Origin of the sequence: Acidovorax delafieldii, assembly GCF_007993815.1 — a bacterium.
Taxonomy (GTDB): Bacteria; Pseudomonadota; Gammaproteobacteria; order Burkholderiales; family Burkholderiaceae_C; genus Acidovorax; species Acidovorax delafieldii.
The window spans coordinates 400,798-420,425 of record NZ_VJWE01000013.1; the positions used below are offsets into that span (position 1 = coordinate 400,798).

A 19,628-nucleotide genomic window follows, 5' to 3' on the forward strand; every position below is an offset into this window, starting at 1 on the left:
AAATCGCAGCCTTCCATGCCCATCCGATTCAGCGGACTAGTCGCCCGATTCGTCGCTGCCTGGTCCCTCGACAAGGTACTGCTCCAGCCCCACCACCAGCGCATCAAACGTGCGCCTGCAGCGCGGACTGGCGCGCAGGTCCTCGTGCATCACCACCCAGGTCTCCAGCCCGTATTGAAGCTGCTGCGGCAGCACCCGCACGAGTGCGGGGGCACTGCGCCGGGCCAGTGCTTCCTGACAAATGCCGATGCCGGCGCCTGCGCGGATAAAGGCCAGCTGCGCCACATCGCTGTCGCTGCGCACGGCAAACCGATCTCGCCGCCACACAGGCAGGGCCTTTTGGGCCGCACGCAAAAAAGGGGTTTCTGCATCAAAACCGATCAGGCGGTGCTGCGCCAGTTCGGCCAGGGTGGCGGGCATGCCCTGGGCGGCGATGTAGCGCGGATGGGCATACAGGCCCAACGGGATGGTGCCCACGCGGCGGGCGATGAGCGCGTCCTGCCGGGGTTCGGTCATGCGGATGGCGATGTCGGCCTCGCGCTGCAGCAGGTCGTGCACGCGGTTGCTCAGCACCAGCTCCACCGTCAACGCGGGATGCTCGGCCTGCAACTGCGCGAGGAGGGGCGGCAACACCTCGACCCCCATCACCTCGCTGGCGCTCACACGCACCGTGCCGCGCACGCCGTCGCCCTGGCTGTCAGCCGCGCGCACCAGCGCCGCCGCAGAGTGGCCCATGGCTTCGGCGTAGCTGCGCAGGGCCAACGCGGCCTCGGTCGGCAGCAGGCCCTGCTGAGAGCGCGTGAAGAGCACCAGCCCCAGGGCCTGCTCCAGCGCGGCAATGTGGCGGCCCACGGTGGGCTGTGTCACCCCCAGCGCACGCGCGGCGCCTGACAAGGAGCCCTCTCGCAGCACGCCGAGATACGAACGGTACAGCTCCCAGCCAATGTCATGGCGATCCGGTTGGTCCATACATAAATGTATAGCCAAGCACTCATTTTCAGCAATTCCATTGGATCGCCCTGGCGCAGACACTGCCTCCATCTACAGGTTTTGAAGGAGTATCGAGATGAGCAACAACCCCACGGGCAGCCGCCCCAAGGTACTGGTTCTGGGCGCCACCGGCGGCATTGGCGGCGAGGTGGCGCGCCAGCTGCGTGACCGGGGGTGGGAGGTGGTGGCACTGCATCGCAACGCTGCGCAGGCCAGAGAACAGCGCGACGGGTTCACCTGGATGCGGGGCGACGCGATGACCCTCGCCGACGTGATGGCCGCCGCCACAGGCTGCCAGGTGATCGTGCACGCGGTCAACCCGCCCGGCTACCGGCGCTGGAGCGAGCTGGTGCTGCCGATGATCGACAACACGATTGCAGCGGCCCGGGCGCACGGGGCCACGGTGGTGCTGCCGGGCACCGTCTACAACTACGGGCCGGACGCCTTCCCGGTGCTGCACGAAGACGCCCCTCAACACCCCCGCACACGCAAAGGCGCCCTGCGGGTGGAGCTGGAGCGTCGCCTGCAGCAAGCCACCGTGCCGCACCCGCTGGAGGAGACATGCCGCGTGATCATCGTGCGCGCGGGCGATTTCTTCGGACCTCAAGCGGGCAACAGCTGGTTTGCGCAGGGCTTGGTCCGGCCGGGCCGACCCGTGACCACGGTGAAGCAGCCAGGCGCACCGGGCATCGGGCACCAGTGGTCGTACTTGCCCGACGTGGCGCACGCCATGGTGCTGCTGCTGGAGCGGCGCGCCGAGCTGCCCGCATTTGCCCGCTTTCACATGGCTGGGCATTGGGATGCCGACGGCACGCAGATGGCGGCCGCCATTGGCCGTGTGGTGGTGGCGCGGGGCAGCCAGGCGCCGCGCGTGCAGGCTTTTCCGTGGTGGCTGGTCACGCTGGCCTCGCCGTTCGTGACCACCTTGCGTGAAATGCGCGAGATGCGCTACCTGTGGCAGCAGCCCGTGCGCATGGCCAACGACCGGCTGCGGGCGGTGCTGGGCGAAGAGCCCCACACCCCGCTGGACGAGGCGGTGCAGGCCACCTTGCAGGGCCTGGGCTGCCTGCCCTCCAGCGCCGGCCACAGCGGCAGCCCTCACGCTGCACGGGCAACTACACCCCCAGAAACCCCGCAATCACCAGCCCGGCTTCCAGCGTGAACGCCCCTTGGGCGACCCGCTCGCGCACCACCTCGAGAGGCAGCAGGTCAAAACGCTCGACCTCACCGTCCTGGTTGTCTGGCTCCATGCCCTGGGGCACCTGCGCGCGGAACCAATCGATGCGTTCGACCATGAAGCCCGCGCCCCCGCCCTCGCGACTGGGGCGGCTGAACAGCACCTGGCCTCCGTGCGCCACGTCGGCCAATGCCTCGACCCGCAAACCAGCCTCTTCCCAGGTTTCGCGGGCCAGGGCCTGCGGCAGCGAGTCGGCCGCCGACACCATGCCGCCCATCAGCGTGTCCCACAGCCCGGGGTTGTTGGGTTTGGTCAGGGAGCGCTTTTGCACCCACATGCGTCCGTCGGGCGCCAGGCCCACCAGATGCACGGCACGGGTGGCCACGCCCAGCACGCGCACCGCCCCGCGCTCCACGGTGCCGATGACCTCGCCCGCCGGGTTGGTCACCGCCAGCTGCTCGTCGCGCCACGGGCCACACAAGCCCTCATCGCGCAGCGCGGCGGCCAGGGTGTTGAGGGCATCGGTGGCGTCGGTGGGCGATGCCTGCAAATGCCAAGCAAGGCTTTGAGAATGCTCCGCTTCTAATAGCTGGTAGCGCTTATCCATCAAGCGCTGGAGGCTGATTTGGTTAAAAAACCCCTGCGCTACCGAGCCCACCACCTGCCCCGCCACCACCAACGGTTGGCGCGGCAGGGCCGGGGGCTGCTGCGCCGCCTGGCGTGCCCCTGCCAACCACTGGTCGAACGTGGGCGCCTGTGCAGCCGCGTTCACAGCGTGAGGATGGTGCAGCCGGTGGTCTTGCGTGCTTCCAGGTCGCGGTGCGCCTGCTGCACCTCAGCCAGCGGGTAGCGCTGGTCGATGTGGATCTTGACCTGCCCGCTGGCAACCACGGCAAACAGGTCGTCCGCCATGGCTTGCGTGGCCTCGCGCGTGGCGATGTGGGTGAACAGGGTCTGGCGCGTGACGTACAGCGAGCCTTTGGCGCCCAGGCTGCCCGGCGCAAACGGTGCCACCGGGCCGGACGCGTTGCCGAAGCTGGCCATCAAGCCGAAGGGGCGCAGGCATTCGAGCGACTTGTCCCAGGTGTCTTTGCCCACCGAGTCATACACCACCTTCACGCCCTTGCCGCCGGTGATCTCCTTCACACGGGCTGCAAAATCTTCGGTGCTGTAGTTGATGGCGTGCGCCGCGCCGCTGGCCAACGCCAGCTGGCACTTGGCATCAGACCCCGCCGTGCCGATGAGCTGCAGGCCGAGTGCCTTGGCCCACTGGCAGGCGATCAGGCCCACACCACCCGCAGCGGCATGGAACAGCACATGGTCGCCTGGCTGCAGGCCTTCCACAGGCCGGGTTTTCTTGAGCAGGTATTGCGCCGTCAGGCCCTTGAGCATCATGGCCGCGCCGGTCTCAAAGCTGATGGCGTCGGGCAGCTTGCACACGCATTTGGCGGGCATCACGCGCACTTCGCAGTAGGCACCGGGAGGGTTGCTGGCATAGGCGGCGCGGTCGCCCACCTTCAGGTGCGTGACGCCCTCACCCACCGCCTCGATCACGCCCGCGCCTTCCATGCCGATGGTGGCGGGCATGCTCAAAGGGTACAGGCCCGTGCGGTGGTACACGTCAATGAAGTTCAGGCCAATGGCGTGGTGGCGGATGCGGACCTCACCGGGGCCAGGCTCGCCCACAGGGACGTCAACGATGTGGAGTTCTTCGGGACCACCGTGCTGGCGGATCTGGACGGCAAGGCTCATGGCTAACGTCTCCTCAAACAAAAAAAGGGGGGGATGTCTCAACGGCGGCCATCCTGCCACGAATCGCACGCGGTTGCCGACGGCCCTTGCAGCACCGGTGCGTACTGGGGCCTTGTGCCCCGGGGGCAGCAGGGCCCGGGCTGCACCGTTACAGTGCAGCCCCATGACTCAAAAAATCACACCCGGCACGGCCGTGCTGCTGGTGATTCCGCCCCTGCTGTGGGCCGGCAACGCTGTGGTGGGGCGGCTGGTCCATGACCTGATTCCCCCCATCACCCTGAATTTCATCCGCTGGGTGCTGGCCTTTGCCATCTTGGTGCCCCTGGCCCATGGCGTGCTGCGCACAAACAGCCCGCTGTGGCCGCACTGGCGCCGCTATGCGCTGCTGGGCCTGCTGGGCATCGGGGCCTACAACGCGCTGCAGTACATGGCGCTGCAGACCTCCACCCCCATCAACGTGACGCTGGTCGGCTCCAGCATGCCGGTGTGGATGCTGGCCGTGGGCGCGCTGTTCTTCGGGGCCACCGTCACGCGGCGGCAGGTGCTGGGGGCATTGCTGTCGGTGTGTGGTGTGCTGCTGGTGCTGAGCCGGGGCGAGTGGTCGCAGCTGCTGGCCTTCCGCCTGGTGCTGGGCGATTTGTTCATGTTGCTGGCCACCATCTCGTGGGCTTTCTACAGCTGGCTGCTGTCGCGCACTGGCGAGCCCACCAGCATCCGGGGCGACTGGGCTGCGTTTTTGATGGCACAGATGGTGTTTGGACTGGCCTGGTCGGGCAGCTTTGCGGGGGCCGAATGGGCCAGCGGGCGCACGCACATCACATGGGGATGGCCGCTGATAGCCGCCCTGGCCTTCATTGCCGTGGGGCCTGCGGTGCTGGCCTACCGCTGCTGGGGGGTGGGCGTGCAACGCGCCGGGCCCGCAGCTGCCGGATTTTTCATCAACCTCACGCCGCTGTTTGCCGGGGTGCTCTCGGCGGCCTTTCTGGGCGACACGCCCAAGGCGTTCCACGCCGTGGCGTTCGCGCTGATCGTGGGTGGCATTGTGGTGTCGTCACGGCGTTGACGGATTTAAGTTTTGGCAAAAACCGGCGTTAGCGCAGGTATTTATTACCCCAATTGCTACACAAAGAGTAGCAAACGGCGCGACCTTTCCGGGCCCATCAACCCTGGGCAGTGACCGTGGTGGCCGACTCCATCAACGCCTCCAGGTCCATCACCGGGGTGGGCCGCCCCAGCAGATAGCCCTGGAAGTACACACAGCCGTGCCGGGCCAGGAAGTCCTTCTGTGCCTCGGTTTCCACCCCTTCGGCAATCACATCCAGCTCCAGGTTGCGTGCCATGCCCAGAATGGTCTGGACGATCACATCGTCGGTGTGCCGCACCCCCAGGTTGCGCACAAAGGACTGGTCGATCTTGAGCTGGTCCAGCGGCAGCCGCGTGAGATACGCCAGCGATGAATAGCCGGTGCCAAAGTCATCCACCGAAAAGCGCACGCCCTTGGTCTTGAGCATGCCGATCTTGGCGATGGTGTCGTCCACGTTGTCCAGCACCAGCGATTCGGTGAGTTCGAGCTTGAGCAGGTGTGGCTTGGCGCCCGTCTCGCGTAGCACCTCCACCACCCGGGCCACAAAGTCGCGCTGTCGGAACTGCCGCGCGCTCACGTTGACCGACACCTGCAGGTGCCGGTACCGCTCGTCCCCCTGCCAAGCCGCCAGCTGCTCGCAGGCCGTGCGCAGCACCCAGTGGCCCATGGGCACGATGAGTTCGCTTTCTTCGGCCACGCCTATGAACTCGCCGGGCGCAACCAGCCCGCGCTCGGGGTGCTGCCACCGGATCAGGGCCTCGGCGCCCACCATGCGGCCATCCAGGTGGAACTGCGGCTGGTAGTGCAGCACAAACTGCCGCGCCGTGAGCGCCATCTGCAGGTCGGTCTCCAGCTGCGCGCGCATGCTGATGACGATCTGCATCTGTGGGTCAAAAAAGCACAGCGCGTTGCGCCCTTGCGATTTGACCTGGTACATGGCGATGTCCGCCTCTTTCAGCAGGTCCACCGACGACTGCAGGCTGCCGCCCATCAGCGTGGCGCCAATGCTGGGCGTGCTGTGGTGCGCGTTGCCCCCCAGCGTGTAGGGCACATTCAGTTTGCGCAGGATCTTCTCGCCCACCCGGCGCGCCTGGGCGGCGGCTTCATCACGGTGCACCGACAGGTCACTGAGCATGACCACGAATTCGTCGCCCCCCAGGCGCGCCACCGTGTCCTCGCGCCGCACGCAGGTCTTCAGGCGCTGGGCCACCTGGCGCAACAGCATGTCGCCAACCTCGTGGCCCCGCGTGTCGTTCAGGGTCTTGAAGTGGTCCAGGTCCAGGAACAACAAGGCGCCGTACTGCCCGCTGCGCACGCTGGCGGCAATGGCTTGCTGCATGCGGTCCATCAACAGACGGCGGTTGGGCAGATTGGTCAGCGGATCGTAAAAGGCCAGGCTCTCGATCTCCGTGCTGGCCTTGCGCAGCGCAGTCACGTCGTGGTAGCTGATGACGAGGCCGCCATCGGGCGTGGCGCGTTCGGTGATCTGGATGGTGCTGCCGTTGGCGTACGACTGTTCACGCGGCTCCGGCTGGTGCTTTTGCCGCTCCAGGCGCTGGCTCACCCACCGCTTGCGCTCATCGTCGGACAGGCGGGGCACATGGTGCTCCACCGTGGCCTCCAGCACCGTTCGGAACGGAATGAGTGGTGTGATCACGCCCTGCAGCCACGGGAGAATCGTCTCCAGCTGGCGGTTCCATTGCACCACCCGATGCTGGCTGTCCAATAGCAAGAAGCCGCTCACCATGGACTCCAGCGCCTGGTCCAGCGTGGCCTTGGACTGCGCAATGGCCAGGCGGGCCTGGGACATCCGGTCCACATAGCGCAGCGCCAGCACTCCCGCCGCAAAGATCATGGCGATGAACAGCGCGGTGGTCAGCGCAATGGCATCGCGCTGGTCGCGCCAGCCGGCGAGCGCCGCATCCAGCGGAATGCTGGCCGCGATGCGCAAGTCCTGGTACAAGATGGGCCGGAACACCACCAGCGATGGCTCGCCGGTCAATCGCGCAGGGGCCTGCCAGGCCATTCCCCGGTCGACCAAATCTCCGATGGGCGGCGTGAGGGTGGGCGCGGTCACGTCTTCGCGGTTGGGCACGCTCAGCAGCAGTTGCCCGGTGGCGCGCTCCAGCGTGACCTGCAGGCCGCTGATGTCCACGCCCTGTACCAGCACCGAGCTGAGGGCCGACACCGGCAGCTCGGCCACGGCCACCACCCGCGAGCTGTCGGCCATGCGCAGGTGGCGAGCGAAGTACAACACTTTCTCGGAACTGGCAAAGCTCACCACCGGCGCGCTGACCATCAGGGTGGATACAGGTTGCTCCAGCACGCTCTCCAGAAAACCGGCCGGCAGTTGCACCAACAGGCTGGCGCCTGCGGGGTCGGACGACGCCAACGCCTTGCCCGTGCTGTCGAGCACCGCCACGTAGCGCACCATGAGGTTCTGCCGCGCCGACCCCCGCAGCCGCTGGCTGGCCGTATCGGCATCCAGCCACTTGGGCATGGCATTGGACAGTCCCAGCAGCTCGTCCATGCTGGCCAGCAGCACGTCCACGGCCAGCAGCGAGCGGTTGAGTGCCGCCTCTGCGCCCGCCACGAAGCGGGTGGCCTGGGCCTCGCTATCGGCCAGCGCGGCCTGGCGGGCATTCCACGCCAGGGTGCCGGCCACCGCCACCACGGCCGCCACAAACACTGCAGCGCCCGCCCAGACATAGGCCTTGATGCGCGAAGGTGCGGCGGACTCTGTCATTTCGCAGGCGCTGCCTGCAGCCCACGCGCTGGCCCGATGGTCTGGTTCCAGACCTGCGCGCAGCGAGCGCCGCAACGCTGCACCCAGCGCGGCAACACGGTGGATTCAAGGATCTCCTGGCGGCTGCGCTCATCCTGGGGCGACACGGGCACCACCACCATGCTGCCCTTGGTGCCAGCGCTGCAGGTGGGGGCACCCCGGTTGCAAGCCAGCCCGTCGGCAGTTTCACGCTCGGACTCGGCCCAGATGGCGGCTTCCAGGCGGGGCAGTTCGCGCTTGAGCAGCGTGCGCAGGTCGGGCGGCAGCGCCGCCCAGGCGGCCTGGTTGGCACCAAACACCGCAAGCCCCCAGGTCACCGGCAGGGTGTGCACGTGGGTGGTGAGCGCCGGCAGGCCAAGCATGTTGCCCGACATGGTGCCGGTAATGGCGCATTCGGTATTGCCCGCGGTCAAGCTCGGCACGATCTGCGAAAAACTGGTCAGCACGGGCACCCCGGCCAAGGCGCCCACAAAGTCGGCCTGGCTGGCCGACGACACACGCACGCGGCGGCCGGTCAGCTCGGCCAGCGTACGCAGTGGCTTCTTGCAGAACACCACCTGCGCCGGGTACACGTAGATGGCGAGTGCCTCGACACCATGCTGCTCACGCAACGCCTTTTCGAGGTAGGGGCGAAACGCCGCCAGCGTGGTCTTGAGCGTGGCAAGGTCGGGGTTCAGTCCGGCCAGGTCAGGCGCTGTGTATTCGGGGTATTGCGCGGTGAACGAACTCATCAGGGTGGTGCCAAAAGGAACCACGCCCAGCTGCAACAAACGCAGCATCTCGGCCCCGGGCACGCCGGCCCGGTCAAAGGGCACGATCTCTGCCTGGAAGCGCCCGGCGCTCAGGCGAGAAAGCTCCTTGGTCCAGAAGGGCTCTTCCTGCCGGACGTACTGGCTGATACCGGCCAGACCGCCCACGATGCGCAACCGGTACGGAGCTGCCGCTGCAGTGCCCGCACCCGCCGCGCTGGCCGCATCGGCGGCCTGCACAGCTGCCCCAACGCACAGCGCCAGACACAGCAGGGTGCAGTGGCGTTTCAGGCGCAGCAGAAAGGGAATGTGGACAGATTGCATGGCGGCGGACAGTGGCAGGCGCTGGTCCGCAGTATTCCACCAATTATTCAGCGCTCCGGTAAAGCTGTCGGCAAAACACCACGCCAGCTTCCGTTCTGCGCAAGCACTGCGCCACACAGCCCACCAGCCGTGCCTCGTCGGGCCCGGCCTGCGTCAGAACGTACCTGGGTAGGCACCACCGTCGGCCAGCACGTTCTGTCCCGTCATGTAGCCCGCGTGCACGCTGCACAGGAAGGCGCAGATGGCACCAAACTCTTCGGCAGTGCCATACCGCCCTGCCGGAATCTGCGACTGCTGCGCGGAGCGCACATCCTGGACGCTCTTGCCCGCCTTGCTGGCGGCTGCCGTGACGGTGGCTGCGAGCCGGTCGGTGTCGAACTTGCCAGGCAGCAGGTTGTTGATGGTCACCCCGCTCGCTGCAATCTTGCTGCGCGACACACCCGCCACAAACCCCGTGAGACCACTGCGCGCGCCGTTGGACAGGCCCAGGATGTCGATGGGCGCCTTCACGGCGCTGGAAGTGATGTTGACGATGCGGCCAAACCCGCGTGCAGCCATGCCATCCACGGTGGCCTGGATCAGTTCGATGGGGGTGAGCATGTTGGCGTCCACGGCCTTGATCCAGGCGTCGCGGTTCCAGTCGCGGAAGTCGCCGGTGGGCGGGCCGCCTGCGTTGGTGACCACGATGTCGAAGTCACGGCCCGGTCCTCCGGCCACCGCGAACACCGCCGCACGCCCTTCGGGCGTGGTGATGTCGGCCGCCACAGCCAGCACCTGCGGCGATGCACCCTTTTGTCCGCTGGCGCCTGTCTTGTTTGCACTTTCAGCTATCAAACGAGTAGCAGCCTGTTCGAGCGCCTCGGCACTGCGGGCGTTGATGACCACATTGACACCCTCGCGCACCAAAGCCTGCGCGCAGCCATAGCCCAGCCCCTTGCTCGCGCCACACACCAGCGCCCATTTGCCTGCAATACCCAAATCCATAACAATCTCCGGTTTCACGCTGCATGCCGCAGCCACAACAAATCATAAGTGGAGAGTTACAAAATGATCCGGCTGCACTGCAGAGCCCTGACTCCCTGGCTGGCATCGGGCGTGATGGCTCTCGCGCCTTTTCTGACAGGCACAGCACATGCCCAGGAGGCAGCCGTCGTCAAACGCGCCACCCAGCTGCGCGACAGCCCCACAGAAAACGGCGCCAGTGTGGCGCCCCTGGAAGCCAACGCGGTGGTCACGCGCACCAGTGAGCGCAAGGGCCCCTGGACCAAGGTCAGTACGCCACAAGGCGCCACGGGCTGGGTGCACATGTTTGACCTGGGCCCGCAGTCTGGCGCTGCTCCTACCAGTGGAAATGCAGCCACCAGCGGCATGCGCGGCCTGGGCGGCCTGTTTGGCAGCAACAGCGGCAGCACGACGACCGCCACCTCCACCGTGGGCATCCGGGGTCTGGGAGCCGAAGACATCGCCAAGGCGCAACCCAACCCGGCTGCCGTGACCCAGGCCGAGGGGCTGCGGGTCAACGCCGACCAAGCCCGCCAGTTCGCCAGCAATGCGTCGCTGCAGCCACGCAACGTGGCGCCCCTGGCGGAGCCGCCCCGGCCCTCCTCCAGCAGCGGATCGGGGGCGACAGGCTCGTCCAACAATCCGTCCGACCCCAATTTCAGCCCCAACTGAGCGAGAGCTGCCATGCGTCTGCCCCCATCCCTCTCCCGCACCCGGCTGCTCGCTGCGGCGTGCACCGCCCTGGCCCTGACCGTGCTCCCCAGCCAGGGACAGAGCCAGGGGGTCATGAATCTGCTCAACGCCCTGGGTGGTGGCAGCTCCACCAGCAACACCGGCGGAGGCCTGCTGGGCGCCATCACCGGTGGAGGCAGCCCCGCAGGCCAGGGGGATGACCTCATCAGCATGCTCACCCGTTCGGTCGAGAGCATCGACGAGCCCCGCGAGATCGAAATCGGCCGCCAACTCTCGGCCGTGCTGCTGGGCAGCAAACCCCTGCACCCGGACATGGCACTGCAGCGGTATGTGAATCAGCTGGGGCGCTGGATCAGCCTGCAATCGCCCCGCCCCAACCTGCCGTGGACCTTTGTGGTGCTGGACGACTCGGGGTACAACGCCTTTGCGGCCCCGGGGGGGTATGTGTTCGTGACCAAGGGCCTGATCGACCGCTGCGCCGACGAGGCCGAGCTGGCTGGCATCCTCGCCCACGAAATCACCCACGTCACCGCCAAACACCACCTGCTGGCCATTCGCAAGACGGCACAGTCGGGCATGCTGACCCAGTTGGTGGCTTCGCAGATCAAGACCAACGCCGTGGGCAACGTGGTGGCCTCGCAATTTTTGGCACTGGGGCGCAACCTATACGCACGCGGCCTGGACCAGACCGATGAGTACGATGCCGACCGCACTGGCGTGGCCCTGGCCACCCGCGCGGGGTTTGATCCCTATGGACTGGTGTCGGTGCTCCAGCACCTGCGCACCGCCACGCCTGACAACCCGGCCTTCACGCTGGCACTGGCCACGCACCCGCCGGCACAGGCGCGCCTGGAGCAACTGGAGCTGGCCATGGGCAAGAACCTCGATGGATTCACCGGCACGGCCCCCGTGACGGTGGCCCAGCGTATGAATCCCAAAACTGCGCCCGCAGCAGCAGCGGTGCCGTCGCCTGCAGCACCGGCCGAGGCACCAGCCCGCAGCAAGGCAGCTCCCAAAAAGAAGACGTCATAAAAGCAAGCAGGGCGGCCCTTGTCACGGCGCCCCAAAGGGCTGCGGGATGTGGGCTGTCAGACCCTGCGCGCCATGCGGGTAAAAATGAAGATACCCGCGACCACGAGCACCGTCCCGGCAGCGACCCACACCGTGAACGGTTCGCCCAGAATCCACACGCCCATGAGGATGGTGGACAACGGGCCCACCATGCCCGTCTGCGCGGCCATGCCTGCGCCGATGCGCTCAATGGCCATCATCACCATCAGCACGGGCGCGGCCGTGCACAAGGTGGCGTTGAGCACCGACAGCCAGATCACCTCAGGCGCAACGACTGCCGCACTCAGCGGCCGCAGCACCACAAACTGCAACAGGCAGCACAGGCAAGCCACGGTGGTGGCAAGCCCCACCAGCCGCAGCGCGCCCAGGCGCTGCACCATCTCGCCGCTGTAAACCAGGTAGATGGCATAGCTGACTGCGCTCAGGAACACCAGCAAGGTGCCCCAGGCAGCATTGGCACCCTGCAGGTTGGCCTCGTGGCCAAACACCAGAACCACGCCGCTGTAGCTCACCAGCATGCCTGCCGCCTGGGCCCAGCGGATACCGCGCCCGTATAACACCCAGCCCAGCAACACGACCAGCGTGGGGTTGAGGTACAGGATGAGGCGCTCCAGGCTGGCACTGATGTAGGCAAGCCCTGCAAAGTCGAGAAAACTTGCCAGATAGTAGCCGGTGACACCCAGGCCCAGCACGCCCAGCCAGTCCTTGCGGGTGAGCGGCGGTTTGCCCCGGCTGGCCCACCAGGCCATCACGGCAAAGATGGGCAGCGCAAACAGCATGCGGTACATGATGAGCGTGACCGCATCCACCCCATGGCGGTAGGCCAGCTTGACGATGATGGCCTTGCCGCTGAAGGCGATGGAGCCCAGGAATGCCAGCACAAGGCCGGAGGCAATGCTCTTCTTTTCAGTGGTCACGGGTACGAAGGGACGCAAAGCGCCTGCTGAAGTATCTGCCGGACAGTGGTCGCCGGAGCGTTGCGCCCAGTGTGACACGGCAAGGCTGGTGCAGGCCATCGAACCTCTGCGCGGGCGCCCCCTTCATCAACGATGGCTGACAAGCCAAAGTGCACCCCGTGCCGCTCGACAGATCGGTGGGCCAACCGCCTTAGCGGTGTTTGTGGAACACCCGCTGGTGCAGCCGCCGCAGTGACCACCACACCCCTGCCGCCACCACCGGAATCGCGAGGGCTGCCGTAGTCTCCGGCGACAACGGCCAGCCCAGTTTTTGCGCGCCCTTGGCCAGATAGCTGACGAGCCCGACGATGTAATAGGTAATGGCCGCTACAGACAACCCCTCCACGGTGGACTGCATCTGCAACTGCAGATCCTGCCGGTGGTTCATGGTGGTCAGCAGCGCCTGGCTGCTTTGCTGCTGTTCGATCTCTACCCGGGTGCGCAGCAGGTTGCTCATGCGCGATACGCGCTGCGACAGCGCATCCTGCCGACGGGTTGCCCACTCACAGGTACTGCGAGCAGGGGTCAGGCGCCGGTCCATGAACTCCCGGATGGTCTGCATGCCCGCCAGGCGGGACTCGGCAATGTCCTGGATACGGCGGTCCAGCAATTCAAAGTAGGCACTGCTGGCCGAGAAGCGCGAGTGCGTGGCTGCGTACTGACTTTCCACCTGCCCGGCCAGGCGCGTCAGCCGGTCGAGCAAGGCGGGCTCGTCATCACGGTTGGCCGTGCGGATGGCTTCAGCCAGCGCCGCCAGTTCGCGCTCAGCAAAGGCCAGCACACTGGCAGCCTCGCGAGCGGCAGGCAGACCGAGCAAGGCCGCCATGCGGTAGGTCTCGATTTCCAGCAGGCGCTGCACCAAACGCCCCAGGCGCCGTGGTGTCATACCCCCTGCGAGCAGCACCATGCGCGAAAAGCCGTCGGCGTGGATCGCAAAGTCGGTGTACACCTCACCATGCCCGTCGGCCACGGTAGAAGCTACCAATGTGTCTTCGTGCAGAACGTGCTTGACCAGAGAGCCCGATCCAAAGGTGTGTGTGGGCAGCACCCACAGGTTCAGGCTGCACAGGCACTGGCCGGGCAAAGCTGCAAGCCAGTCGTGCGGAACGGAATCCACGGCACTGACCGGCTCCCGCTCTCCAAAAGCCTCCACCGGAGCCGGGACCATGAAGGTCCAGGTGACGAATTCGGTGTGCATCTCCCAGCGCATCCGAAAAGCGCCCAAGTCCATCCGCAAGTGGGTGGTCTGGGCGTCGGGCAGCGCCATGTGGTGGTCCCGCAGGAGCGCGGCCACATGGGCCCGGCTGGCCTCGCGCCCTGCCGCATCGGCCAGCATCACGATGTGCGCGATGGCCAGCGGGGCATTCATCGCCTCGGGCGGGCGGGCGTGGATTTCGTTGTGCAGCATCGCCCGGTGCGGGTGCTGCGTGGGATGAAACGGTGTAGACATGCGGACCTCTGCCCGCAATTGTGTACTGGCGACAGCCGTACCACGTGGACGCCACTGCCCAAAAAACAACGGCACCCGAAGGTGCCGTTGATCAGGGTGAGAAAAGAATCGGACCCGATCAGTCTTCCACAAACGCTTCTTCGCGCTTGTTCTTGACTGAAGGCAGCAGCACGATGATGAGCAGCAGTGCCGCAGCCGCCAACAGGCCAGCCGACAGCGGACGCGTCACAAACACGCTCCAGTCACCACGCGACAGCAGCAGCGCACGGCGCAGGTTCTCTTCCATCATGGGGCCCAGAATGAAACCGAGCAGCAGCGGTGCCGGTTCGGTCCCCAGCTTGTAGAAGATGTAGCCAATCAGACCGAACGCACCCACCATCCAGATGTCGAAGGTGTTGTTGTTGGTGGAGTACACACCCACCGCGCAGAACAGCACGATGGACGGATACAGCCAGCGGTAAGGCACGGTCAGCAGCTTGATCCAGATGCCGATCAGCGGCAGGTTCAAGATGATCAGCATCGCATTGCCGATCCACATCGAAGCGATCAGGCCCCAGAACAGTTCGGGGTTGCTGGTCATCACCTGGGGACCAGGCTGGATGTTGTGGATGGTCATGGCACCCACCATCAGCGCCATCACGGCGTTGGGAGGAATGCCGAGCGTCAGCAGCGGGATGAACGAGGTTTGTGCACCGGCGTTGTTGGCAGCTTCCGGAGAAGCCACGCCACGGATATTGCCCTGGCCGAAAGGCACTTCGCCGGGTTGCAGCTTGGTCTTCTTTTCCAGCGTGTAGGCAGCAAAAGCAGCCAGCAGCGCACCGCCACCAGGCAGGATACCCAGTGCAGAGCCCAGCGCGGTACCACGCAGCACGGCGGGAATCATGCGCTTGAAATCGTCCTTGGTCGGGAACAGACCCTCGACCTTGGCAGTGAACACTTCGCGTTCGTCATCAGGACGCGAAAGGTTGGCAATGATTTCGCCGTAACCGAACACGCCCATGGCGATGGTCACAAAACCGATGCCGTCGGTCAGCTCAGGGATATCGAAGCTGAAGCGGGCCACGCCCGAGTTCACGTCGGTACCCACCAGACCCATCAGCAGGCCCAGCACGATCATGGCCACCGCCTTGAGCAACGAGCCTGAGGCCAGCACCACAGCACCGATGAGACCCAGCACCATCAGCGAGAAGTACTCGGCAGGACCGAACTTGAACGCGACTTCGGTCAGCGGAGGCGCAAAGGCTGCCAGGATCAGCGTACCCACGCAGCCCGCGAAGAACGAACCCAGACCTGCAGCCGCCAGCGCCGGCCCCGCTCGACCCTTGCGCGCCATCTGGTAACCGTCAATCACGGTCACCACCGACGAAGACTCGCCTGGCAGGTTCACCAGAATGGCGGTGGTGGAACCACCATACTGGGCACCGTAGTAAATACCAGCCAACATGATCAGCGCCGCCACCGGGGGCAGCGCATAGGTGGCGGGCAGCAGCATGGCGATGGTCGCCACCGGGCCAATGCCTGGCAGCACGCCAATGAGCGTGCCGAGCAAACAGCCCACGAAGCAGTAAATCAGGTTCTGGAACGTGAAAGCAACGCCAAAACCCAGCGCGAGGTTATTGAATAATTCCATGGTCGGTGCTCCTGCTTAACCTGCGATGAAACTCGGCCACACAGGAAACTGCAGCTTGAGCGCCCACACAAAAGCCACGTAGCTGCCGATGGCAAGCACGGTGGCCAGAACAAACACACCCTTGGCATTGAACTCATTGCCAGCCAGGCTGGAGATGAAGGTCAGTGCATAGATGCCCACGATGAGGCCCATGGCCGGGATGCCCATGCTGGGCAGGCCACCCAGCAGAATGCCGAAGGCAAAGTTGGCAGCCAGAATGAAGAACAGCGGCTTCCAGGCCCATTTGCCGATCTTGTCGCCGTCGGCGGTTTCCACGGTCAGCGCCTTGAAGGTGATCACGCTGCCGATGAGGGCCAGCAAAATCCCCAGCAACAACGGGAAGTAGCCAGGGCCCATGCGCGCGCCCGTGCCCACGTTGTAAGTGGTGGCACCCCACGCAAATGCGATCCCTACGCCCATGAACATGAGCCCGGACGCAAAGTCTTTATTACTCTTGATTTTCACGAATTGTCTCCTTGACGGAATTCTCGACTGCGCGATTGTGCTGGCAAGGAGGGGGCGGCGCGATGTGGATTCCACCTACATCCGGTAACGCCTGGCAGGCATGCACCACCGGGCGAGTCGCCCAGGAGACTGTCTCGAAAACCACTCTGGAAGACGGCTGGCCAACCGCAGAGGAATGACCGCCCCTCCCCTTCGCTCACTCCAGAGGCGGCGTGGCAGCAATCACCTCTTCCATGGTGGTTAGCCCCTCCGCCACGCGCAGCGCGCCCGCCAGGCGCAAGGGACGCATGCCGTCTTGCACGGCCTGGCGGCGCAGTACGTCAATGGAAGGCGCCTGGGTGATTTTGTCCTTGAGAGCCTCACTGACGGTGAGCAATTCATAGAGCCCCATGCGGCCCCTGAAACCGCCCATGCGGCAATCCACGCAGCCGACCGGCTTGTACGGGTGGTAGCTACCACTGATCTTCCAGGGCTTGACCACCTCGGTCAGGGCTTCGCGGCTCGCGGCCTCATCCTTTTGTTTGCACTGCTTGCACAGCGTGCGCACCAGCCGTTGGGCCAGCACGCCCAGCAAGGTGGCATTGAGGAGGTACGACGGCACACCCAGCTCCATCATGCGGGTGATGGCGCTGGGGGCATCGTTGGTGTGCAGGGTAGAGAACACCAGGTGGCCCGTCAGCGCCGCCTGGATGGCCATCTCGGCGGTCTCCAGGTCACGGATTTCGCCCACCATGATGATGTCAGGGTCCTGCCGCATCAGGGCGCGCAGGCCTTCGGCAAAGTTGAAGTCGAGCTGCGGCTGCACCTGGGTTTGGTTAAAGCTGGGCTCGATCATTTCGATCGGGTCTTCCACCGTGCTCACGTTGACCTCTTCGGTGGCCACGCGCTTCAGGGTGGAGTACAGCGTGGTGGTCTTGCCCGAGCCCGTGGGGCCAGTCACCAGGATGATGCCGTGCGGCCGCTTGACCAACGCCTCCCAGCGCTGCGCATCGTGCTGCGCAAAGCCCAGGGCATCAAGGTCCTTGACCGCGTTGTCCGGGTCAAAAATGCGCATGACCATCTTTTCGCCAAACGCAGTGGGCAAGGTGGACAGGCGCATTTCCACCTCTTCGCCCCGCTGGTTGCGGGTCTTGATGCGGCCGTCCTGTGGGCGGCGTTTTTCCACCACATCGATGCGACCCAGCAACTTGATGCGCGCTACCATCGCGTTGTGTACGCCCATGGGCATCTGGTAGACCGGGTGCAGCACACCGTCGATGCGAAAACGGATCACGCCCTGGTCGCGGCGCGGCTCCAGGTGAATGTCGCTCGCGCGCTGGTCAAACGCGTACTGCCAGAGCCAGTCCACCACCTTGACCACGCCCTGGTCGTTGGCATCGAGCTGCTTGTTGCTCTTGCCCAGCTCCACCAACTGCTCAAAGCTGCTGCCACCCGAGTTGCCGCCAGCCTTCTGCGCGGCGCGCACCGACTTGGCCAGCGCAAAAAATTCAGCCGTGAAGCGGTGGATGTCTTGGGGGTTCGCCACCACCCGGCGCACCGAGCGGCGCGACTGGCGCTCCACCTCGGCCACCCAGTCATCAATGAAAGGCTCGGCCGTGGCCACCACCACTTCTTTGCTGGTCACCTGCACAGGCAGCACCTTGTGGCGTTCCGCATAAGTGGCGCTCATGGTGTCTGCTACGCGCCCCACATCCACCTTGAGGGGGTCGATGCGCAGGTAGGCGAGGCCCGCACGTTGCGCCAGATACTCGGACAGCGCCTCGATGTCGAGCGGCTTGCTGTCGCTGACCCGCTCCATGGCCACACTGGCCAGGCGTACCAGGGCATGCTGGGAGCTCTCGGCCTGCGAACAGCGGGCGATGGTGCGTTGCGCTTCCTCGCGCGAGATCACCTTGTCATCGCTGAGCCACTGCACCATGCGGCGCCAGTCCACCGGGCCAATGTATGAAGCCGACTTCAGCCGGTCAGGGGTCACGACAGGAGCATTCATTGCAAGATTCCTCTCAGGGGTTCACAGGCTTGAACACCCGCAGCCATTTGGTGGTGGGCAGGTCCCACCGCGCCTGAATCGCCTCGGCCCGCTCGGCCAGTTCCGCGCGCTTGGGCCGCGTGGGGGTGCGCTGGGCCAGCACCACCGTGTTGCCTTCACGCGTGGGCTTGAACGCCCACAGCGCATCGCTGCCAAACGCCTGGGACATGCTCTGCAGGCTGCGGTCAAAGCTCGACGCGCGGCCGAACAGGTTCACGGTCATGCAGCCCGTCTCCGCGAGCAGTGCGCGGCAGTCGGCATAAAAATCGGGGCTATCGAGCACGGGGGCCGCAGCCTCGTGGTCATACAGGTCCACAGCCAGCGCATCCACCGTGCCCAGCCACATGGGGTTCTGGATCTCCTTGGACGCGTCGGCCAGCACCACGCGCAGCTTGGCGCCGTCGGGCGGCAGCTTGAACCACTGGCGGCACACGGCCAGCACCTGCGGGTTCAGCTCGATGGCGGTGGTGCAGATGCGCAGCTTTTTGTGGCAGAACTTGGTGATGGCACCCGCCCCCAGCCCCAACTGCATAGCATGGCCCTTGGACACCTGCGCCAGGTCGGCAAACAGCAGCCAAGCCATCATGCGCTGCACGTACTCCAGCTCCAGGGCAAAGGGCTCGTCGATGCGCATGGAGCCTTGGATCCAGGGTGTGCCCAGATGCAGGTGGCGCACTTCGCCGTCGTCAGACACGCTGACTTCGGGCAGTTCTTGCAAGGTTTCTTTTTTACGGGCCATTCACAGCAATCCGTGCCGGGCCATCACATCGGCCCAGGCGGTCAATTTACGTTCAAAACTCCAGGAGGCGTTGGCCGGGCTGGTCGATGGCAGCCGCAAGGCCTCGATGGCACGTGCGCCTGACGTGCCCACATCATGCGGCAAGAGCGTCGGCTGCCCGGCAGCTCCCAGCGCGGCAAGCGCCGCCGGCGCGTGCCGAAAACTCTCCGCACCGTTGTGCGCCAGCGCGGCCAGCCGGGGGCACACACTGCGCAGCGCCGCAAAGTCGTTGAGCCGGGCGTTACGGATGCTGGTGTCCAGGCTGCCCTCGCGCTCGCAGCTCTGGTACACGTCCCACAGGCCCAGGCCGCGATCCAGCAGCCAGGCACAGCGGTCTGCATAGCCATCCGGCCCCGCCGGGGGCAAGGGATGCTGGGGCCACAAGGCCTGCAGGATCTTCCAGAAGTGGTTCTGGGGGTGCGCGTAGTACTGGCGGGCTTGCAATGACGCAGCCCCCGGAAAACTGCCCAGCACCAGCACCACGGTGCGCACACCTGCCACCGGCGGCAGGCCCAGCCAGCGCGCGGACGGGCCGGAGGCGTCAGGCGTGGAGGCCGGCGACGGGTCGGCTGCAACAGGGGCTGGAAGCATGGGGCAATTTTGGCCCCAAAGGGCCGTCAGCCACGTCTGGCAGCACAAAAAAGATAGCTGTCG

At 65.7% G+C, this 19,628-nt stretch carries 17 protein-coding genes; 4 read left to right on the forward strand and 13 right to left on the reverse strand.

What is annotated here, in order from left to right; genetic code table 11:
* Window positions 1-36: 36 nt before the first annotated feature.
* On the reverse strand, window positions 37-969 hold the full coding sequence (locus tag ATF69_RS13850; protein WP_108498129.1) for a LysR family transcriptional regulator: 933 nt from the start codon (window positions 967-969) through the stop codon (window positions 37-39).
* 97 nt (window positions 970-1,066) lie between these two features.
* Between ATF69_RS13850 and ATF69_RS13855 the strand changes: the two genes are divergently transcribed.
* The gene (locus ATF69_RS13855) at window positions 1,067-2,152 is read left to right on the forward strand and encodes an NAD(P)H-binding protein (RefSeq protein WP_146871316.1); all 1,086 of its coding nucleotides are present in this window, start codon (window positions 1,067-1,069) and stop codon (window positions 2,150-2,152) included.
* Here ATF69_RS13855 and ATF69_RS13860 read toward each other — a convergent pair.
* Window positions 2,106-2,939: an NUDIX hydrolase gene (locus ATF69_RS13860; RefSeq protein WP_146871317.1), complete on the reverse strand. Its 834-nt coding sequence runs from the start codon at window positions 2,937-2,939 to the stop codon at window positions 2,106-2,108. The genes ATF69_RS13855 and ATF69_RS13860 overlap by 47 nt on opposite strands.
* Window positions 2,936-3,919, reverse strand: coding sequence for a quinone oxidoreductase family protein (locus ATF69_RS13865; protein ID WP_146871318.1), 984 nt, complete (start codon window positions 3,917-3,919; stop codon window positions 2,936-2,938). The genes ATF69_RS13860 and ATF69_RS13865 overlap by 4 nt, the downstream gene beginning before the upstream one ends.
* 163 nt (window positions 3,920-4,082) lie before the next feature.
* Here ATF69_RS13865 and ATF69_RS13870 point away from each other — a divergent pair, with 163 nt between their 5' ends.
* A complete protein-coding gene (locus ATF69_RS13870; protein ID WP_146871319.1) occupies window positions 4,083-4,982 on the forward strand; it encodes a DMT family transporter in 900 nt (299 codons plus the stop codon).
* A 97-nt stretch (window positions 4,983-5,079) separates the two neighbouring features.
* Here the strand turns inward: ATF69_RS13870 and ATF69_RS13875 are convergent, their stop codons facing one another.
* The 3 genes from ATF69_RS13875 to ATF69_RS13885 all read right to left on the reverse strand — a co-directional run bounded on the left by ATF69_RS13875 (window position 5,080) and on the right by ATF69_RS13885 (window position 9,845).
* Window positions 5,080-7,749: a bifunctional diguanylate cyclase/phosphodiesterase gene (locus tag ATF69_RS13875; RefSeq protein ID WP_146871320.1), complete on the reverse strand. Its 2,670-nt coding sequence runs from the start codon at window positions 7,747-7,749 to the stop codon at window positions 5,080-5,082.
* On the reverse strand, window positions 7,746-8,861 hold the full coding sequence (locus tag ATF69_RS13880) for a TRAP transporter substrate-binding protein (protein ID WP_244303727.1): 1,116 nt from the start codon (window positions 8,859-8,861) through the stop codon (window positions 7,746-7,748). Before ATF69_RS13880 ends, ATF69_RS13875 begins: the two co-directional genes overlap by 4 nt.
* A 153-nt stretch (window positions 8,862-9,014) precedes the next feature.
* Window positions 9,015-9,845: an SDR family oxidoreductase gene (locus ATF69_RS13885; RefSeq protein WP_056747458.1), complete on the reverse strand. Its 831-nt coding sequence runs from the start codon at window positions 9,843-9,845 to the stop codon at window positions 9,015-9,017.
* Window positions 9,846-9,908: 63 nt separating this feature from the next.
* On the opposite strand from ATF69_RS13885, the gene ATF69_RS13890 reads away from it, so the two are divergent.
* Together ATF69_RS13890 and ATF69_RS13895 are read left to right on the forward strand one after the other, a co-directional pair.
* Entirely contained in the window at window positions 9,909-10,535 is a 627-nt protein-coding gene (locus ATF69_RS13890) for an SH3 domain-containing protein (RefSeq protein ID WP_056747457.1), read from the forward strand.
* A gap of 12 nt (window positions 10,536-10,547) precedes the next feature.
* Entirely contained in the window at window positions 10,548-11,588 is a 1,041-nt protein-coding gene (locus ATF69_RS13895) for a M48 family metalloprotease (RefSeq protein ID WP_056747456.1), read from the forward strand.
* A 56-nt stretch (window positions 11,589-11,644) separates the two neighbouring features.
* Here ATF69_RS13895 and ATF69_RS13900 read toward each other — a convergent pair whose 3' ends face one another.
* From ATF69_RS13900 to ATF69_RS13930, 7 genes are all read right to left on the reverse strand, one after another.
* The gene (locus tag ATF69_RS13900; RefSeq protein WP_056747455.1) at window positions 11,645-12,544 is read right to left on the reverse strand and encodes a DMT family transporter; all 900 of its coding nucleotides are present in this window, start codon (window positions 12,542-12,544) and stop codon (window positions 11,645-11,647) included.
* Between the two features lie 190 nt (window positions 12,545-12,734).
* The gene (locus ATF69_RS13905) at window positions 12,735-14,033 is read right to left on the reverse strand and encodes a DUF3422 family protein (protein WP_056060948.1); all 1,299 of its coding nucleotides are present in this window, start codon (window positions 14,031-14,033) and stop codon (window positions 12,735-12,737) included.
* 118 nt (window positions 14,034-14,151) lie between these two features.
* A complete protein-coding gene (locus ATF69_RS13910; protein ID WP_056747454.1) occupies window positions 14,152-15,663 on the reverse strand; it encodes a tripartite tricarboxylate transporter permease in 1,512 nt (503 codons plus the stop codon).
* A gap of 15 nt (window positions 15,664-15,678) precedes the next feature.
* Window positions 15,679-16,167: a tripartite tricarboxylate transporter TctB family protein gene (locus ATF69_RS13915; protein ID WP_056747453.1), complete on the reverse strand. Its 489-nt coding sequence runs from the start codon at window positions 16,165-16,167 to the stop codon at window positions 15,679-15,681.
* A 196-nt stretch (window positions 16,168-16,363) separates the two neighbouring features.
* The gene (tfpB, locus tag ATF69_RS13920) at window positions 16,364-18,157 is read right to left on the reverse strand and encodes a type IV pilus assembly ATPase TfpB (protein ID WP_121943537.1); all 1,794 of its coding nucleotides are present in this window, start codon (window positions 18,155-18,157) and stop codon (window positions 16,364-16,366) included.
* Between the two features lie 13 nt (window positions 18,158-18,170).
* Entirely contained in the window at window positions 18,171-18,935 is a 765-nt protein-coding gene (locus ATF69_RS13925; protein WP_146871321.1) for a class I SAM-dependent methyltransferase, read from the reverse strand.
* On the reverse strand, window positions 18,936-19,565 hold the full coding sequence (locus ATF69_RS13930; protein ID WP_192418473.1) for a DNA-deoxyinosine glycosylase: 630 nt from the start codon (window positions 19,563-19,565) through the stop codon (window positions 18,936-18,938).
* Window positions 19,566-19,628 lie beyond the last annotated feature (63 nt).

Bases quoted from the DNA above. Each gene is read 5' to 3' on its own strand.
- ATF69_RS13850 (WP_108498129.1), bottom strand. From the start codon at position 969: ATGGACCAACCGGATCGCCATGACATTGGCTGGGAGCTGTACCGTTCG.
- ATF69_RS13855 (WP_146871316.1), top strand. From the start codon at position 1,067: ATGAGCAACAACCCCACGGGCAGCCGCCCCAAGGTACTGGTTCTGGGC.
- ATF69_RS13865 (WP_146871318.1), bottom strand. From the start codon at position 3,919: ATGAGCCTTGCCGTCCAGATCCGCCAGCACGGTGGTCCCGAAGAACTC.
- ATF69_RS13870 (WP_146871319.1), top strand. From the start codon at position 4,083: ATGACTCAAAAAATCACACCCGGCACGGCCGTGCTGCTGGTGATTCCG.
- ATF69_RS13875 (WP_146871320.1), bottom strand. From the start codon at position 7,749: ATGACAGAGTCCGCCGCACCTTCGCGCATCAAGGCCTATGTCTGGGCG.
- ATF69_RS13880 (WP_244303727.1), bottom strand. From the start codon at position 8,861: ATGCAATCTGTCCACATTCCCTTTCTGCTGCGCCTGAAACGCCACTGC.
- ATF69_RS13885 (WP_056747458.1), bottom strand. From the start codon at position 9,845: ATGGATTTGGGTATTGCAGGCAAATGGGCGCTGGTGTGTGGCGCGAGC.
- ATF69_RS13890 (WP_056747457.1), top strand. From the start codon at position 9,909: ATGATCCGGCTGCACTGCAGAGCCCTGACTCCCTGGCTGGCATCGGGC.
- ATF69_RS13895 (WP_056747456.1), top strand. From the start codon at position 10,548: ATGCGTCTGCCCCCATCCCTCTCCCGCACCCGGCTGCTCGCTGCGGCG.
- ATF69_RS13905 (WP_056060948.1), bottom strand. From the start codon at position 14,033: ATGTCTACACCGTTTCATCCCACGCAGCACCCGCACCGGGCGATGCTG.
- ATF69_RS13910 (WP_056747454.1), bottom strand. From the start codon at position 15,663: ATGGAATTATTCAATAACCTCGCGCTGGGTTTTGGCGTTGCTTTCACG.
- tfpB (WP_121943537.1), bottom strand. From the start codon at position 18,157: ATGAATGCTCCTGTCGTGACCCCTGACCGGCTGAAGTCGGCTTCATAC.
- ATF69_RS13925 (WP_146871321.1), bottom strand. From the start codon at position 18,935: ATGGCCCGTAAAAAAGAAACCTTGCAAGAACTGCCCGAAGTCAGCGTG.
- ATF69_RS13930 (WP_192418473.1), bottom strand. From the start codon at position 19,565: ATGCTTCCAGCCCCTGTTGCAGCCGACCCGTCGCCGGCCTCCACGCCT.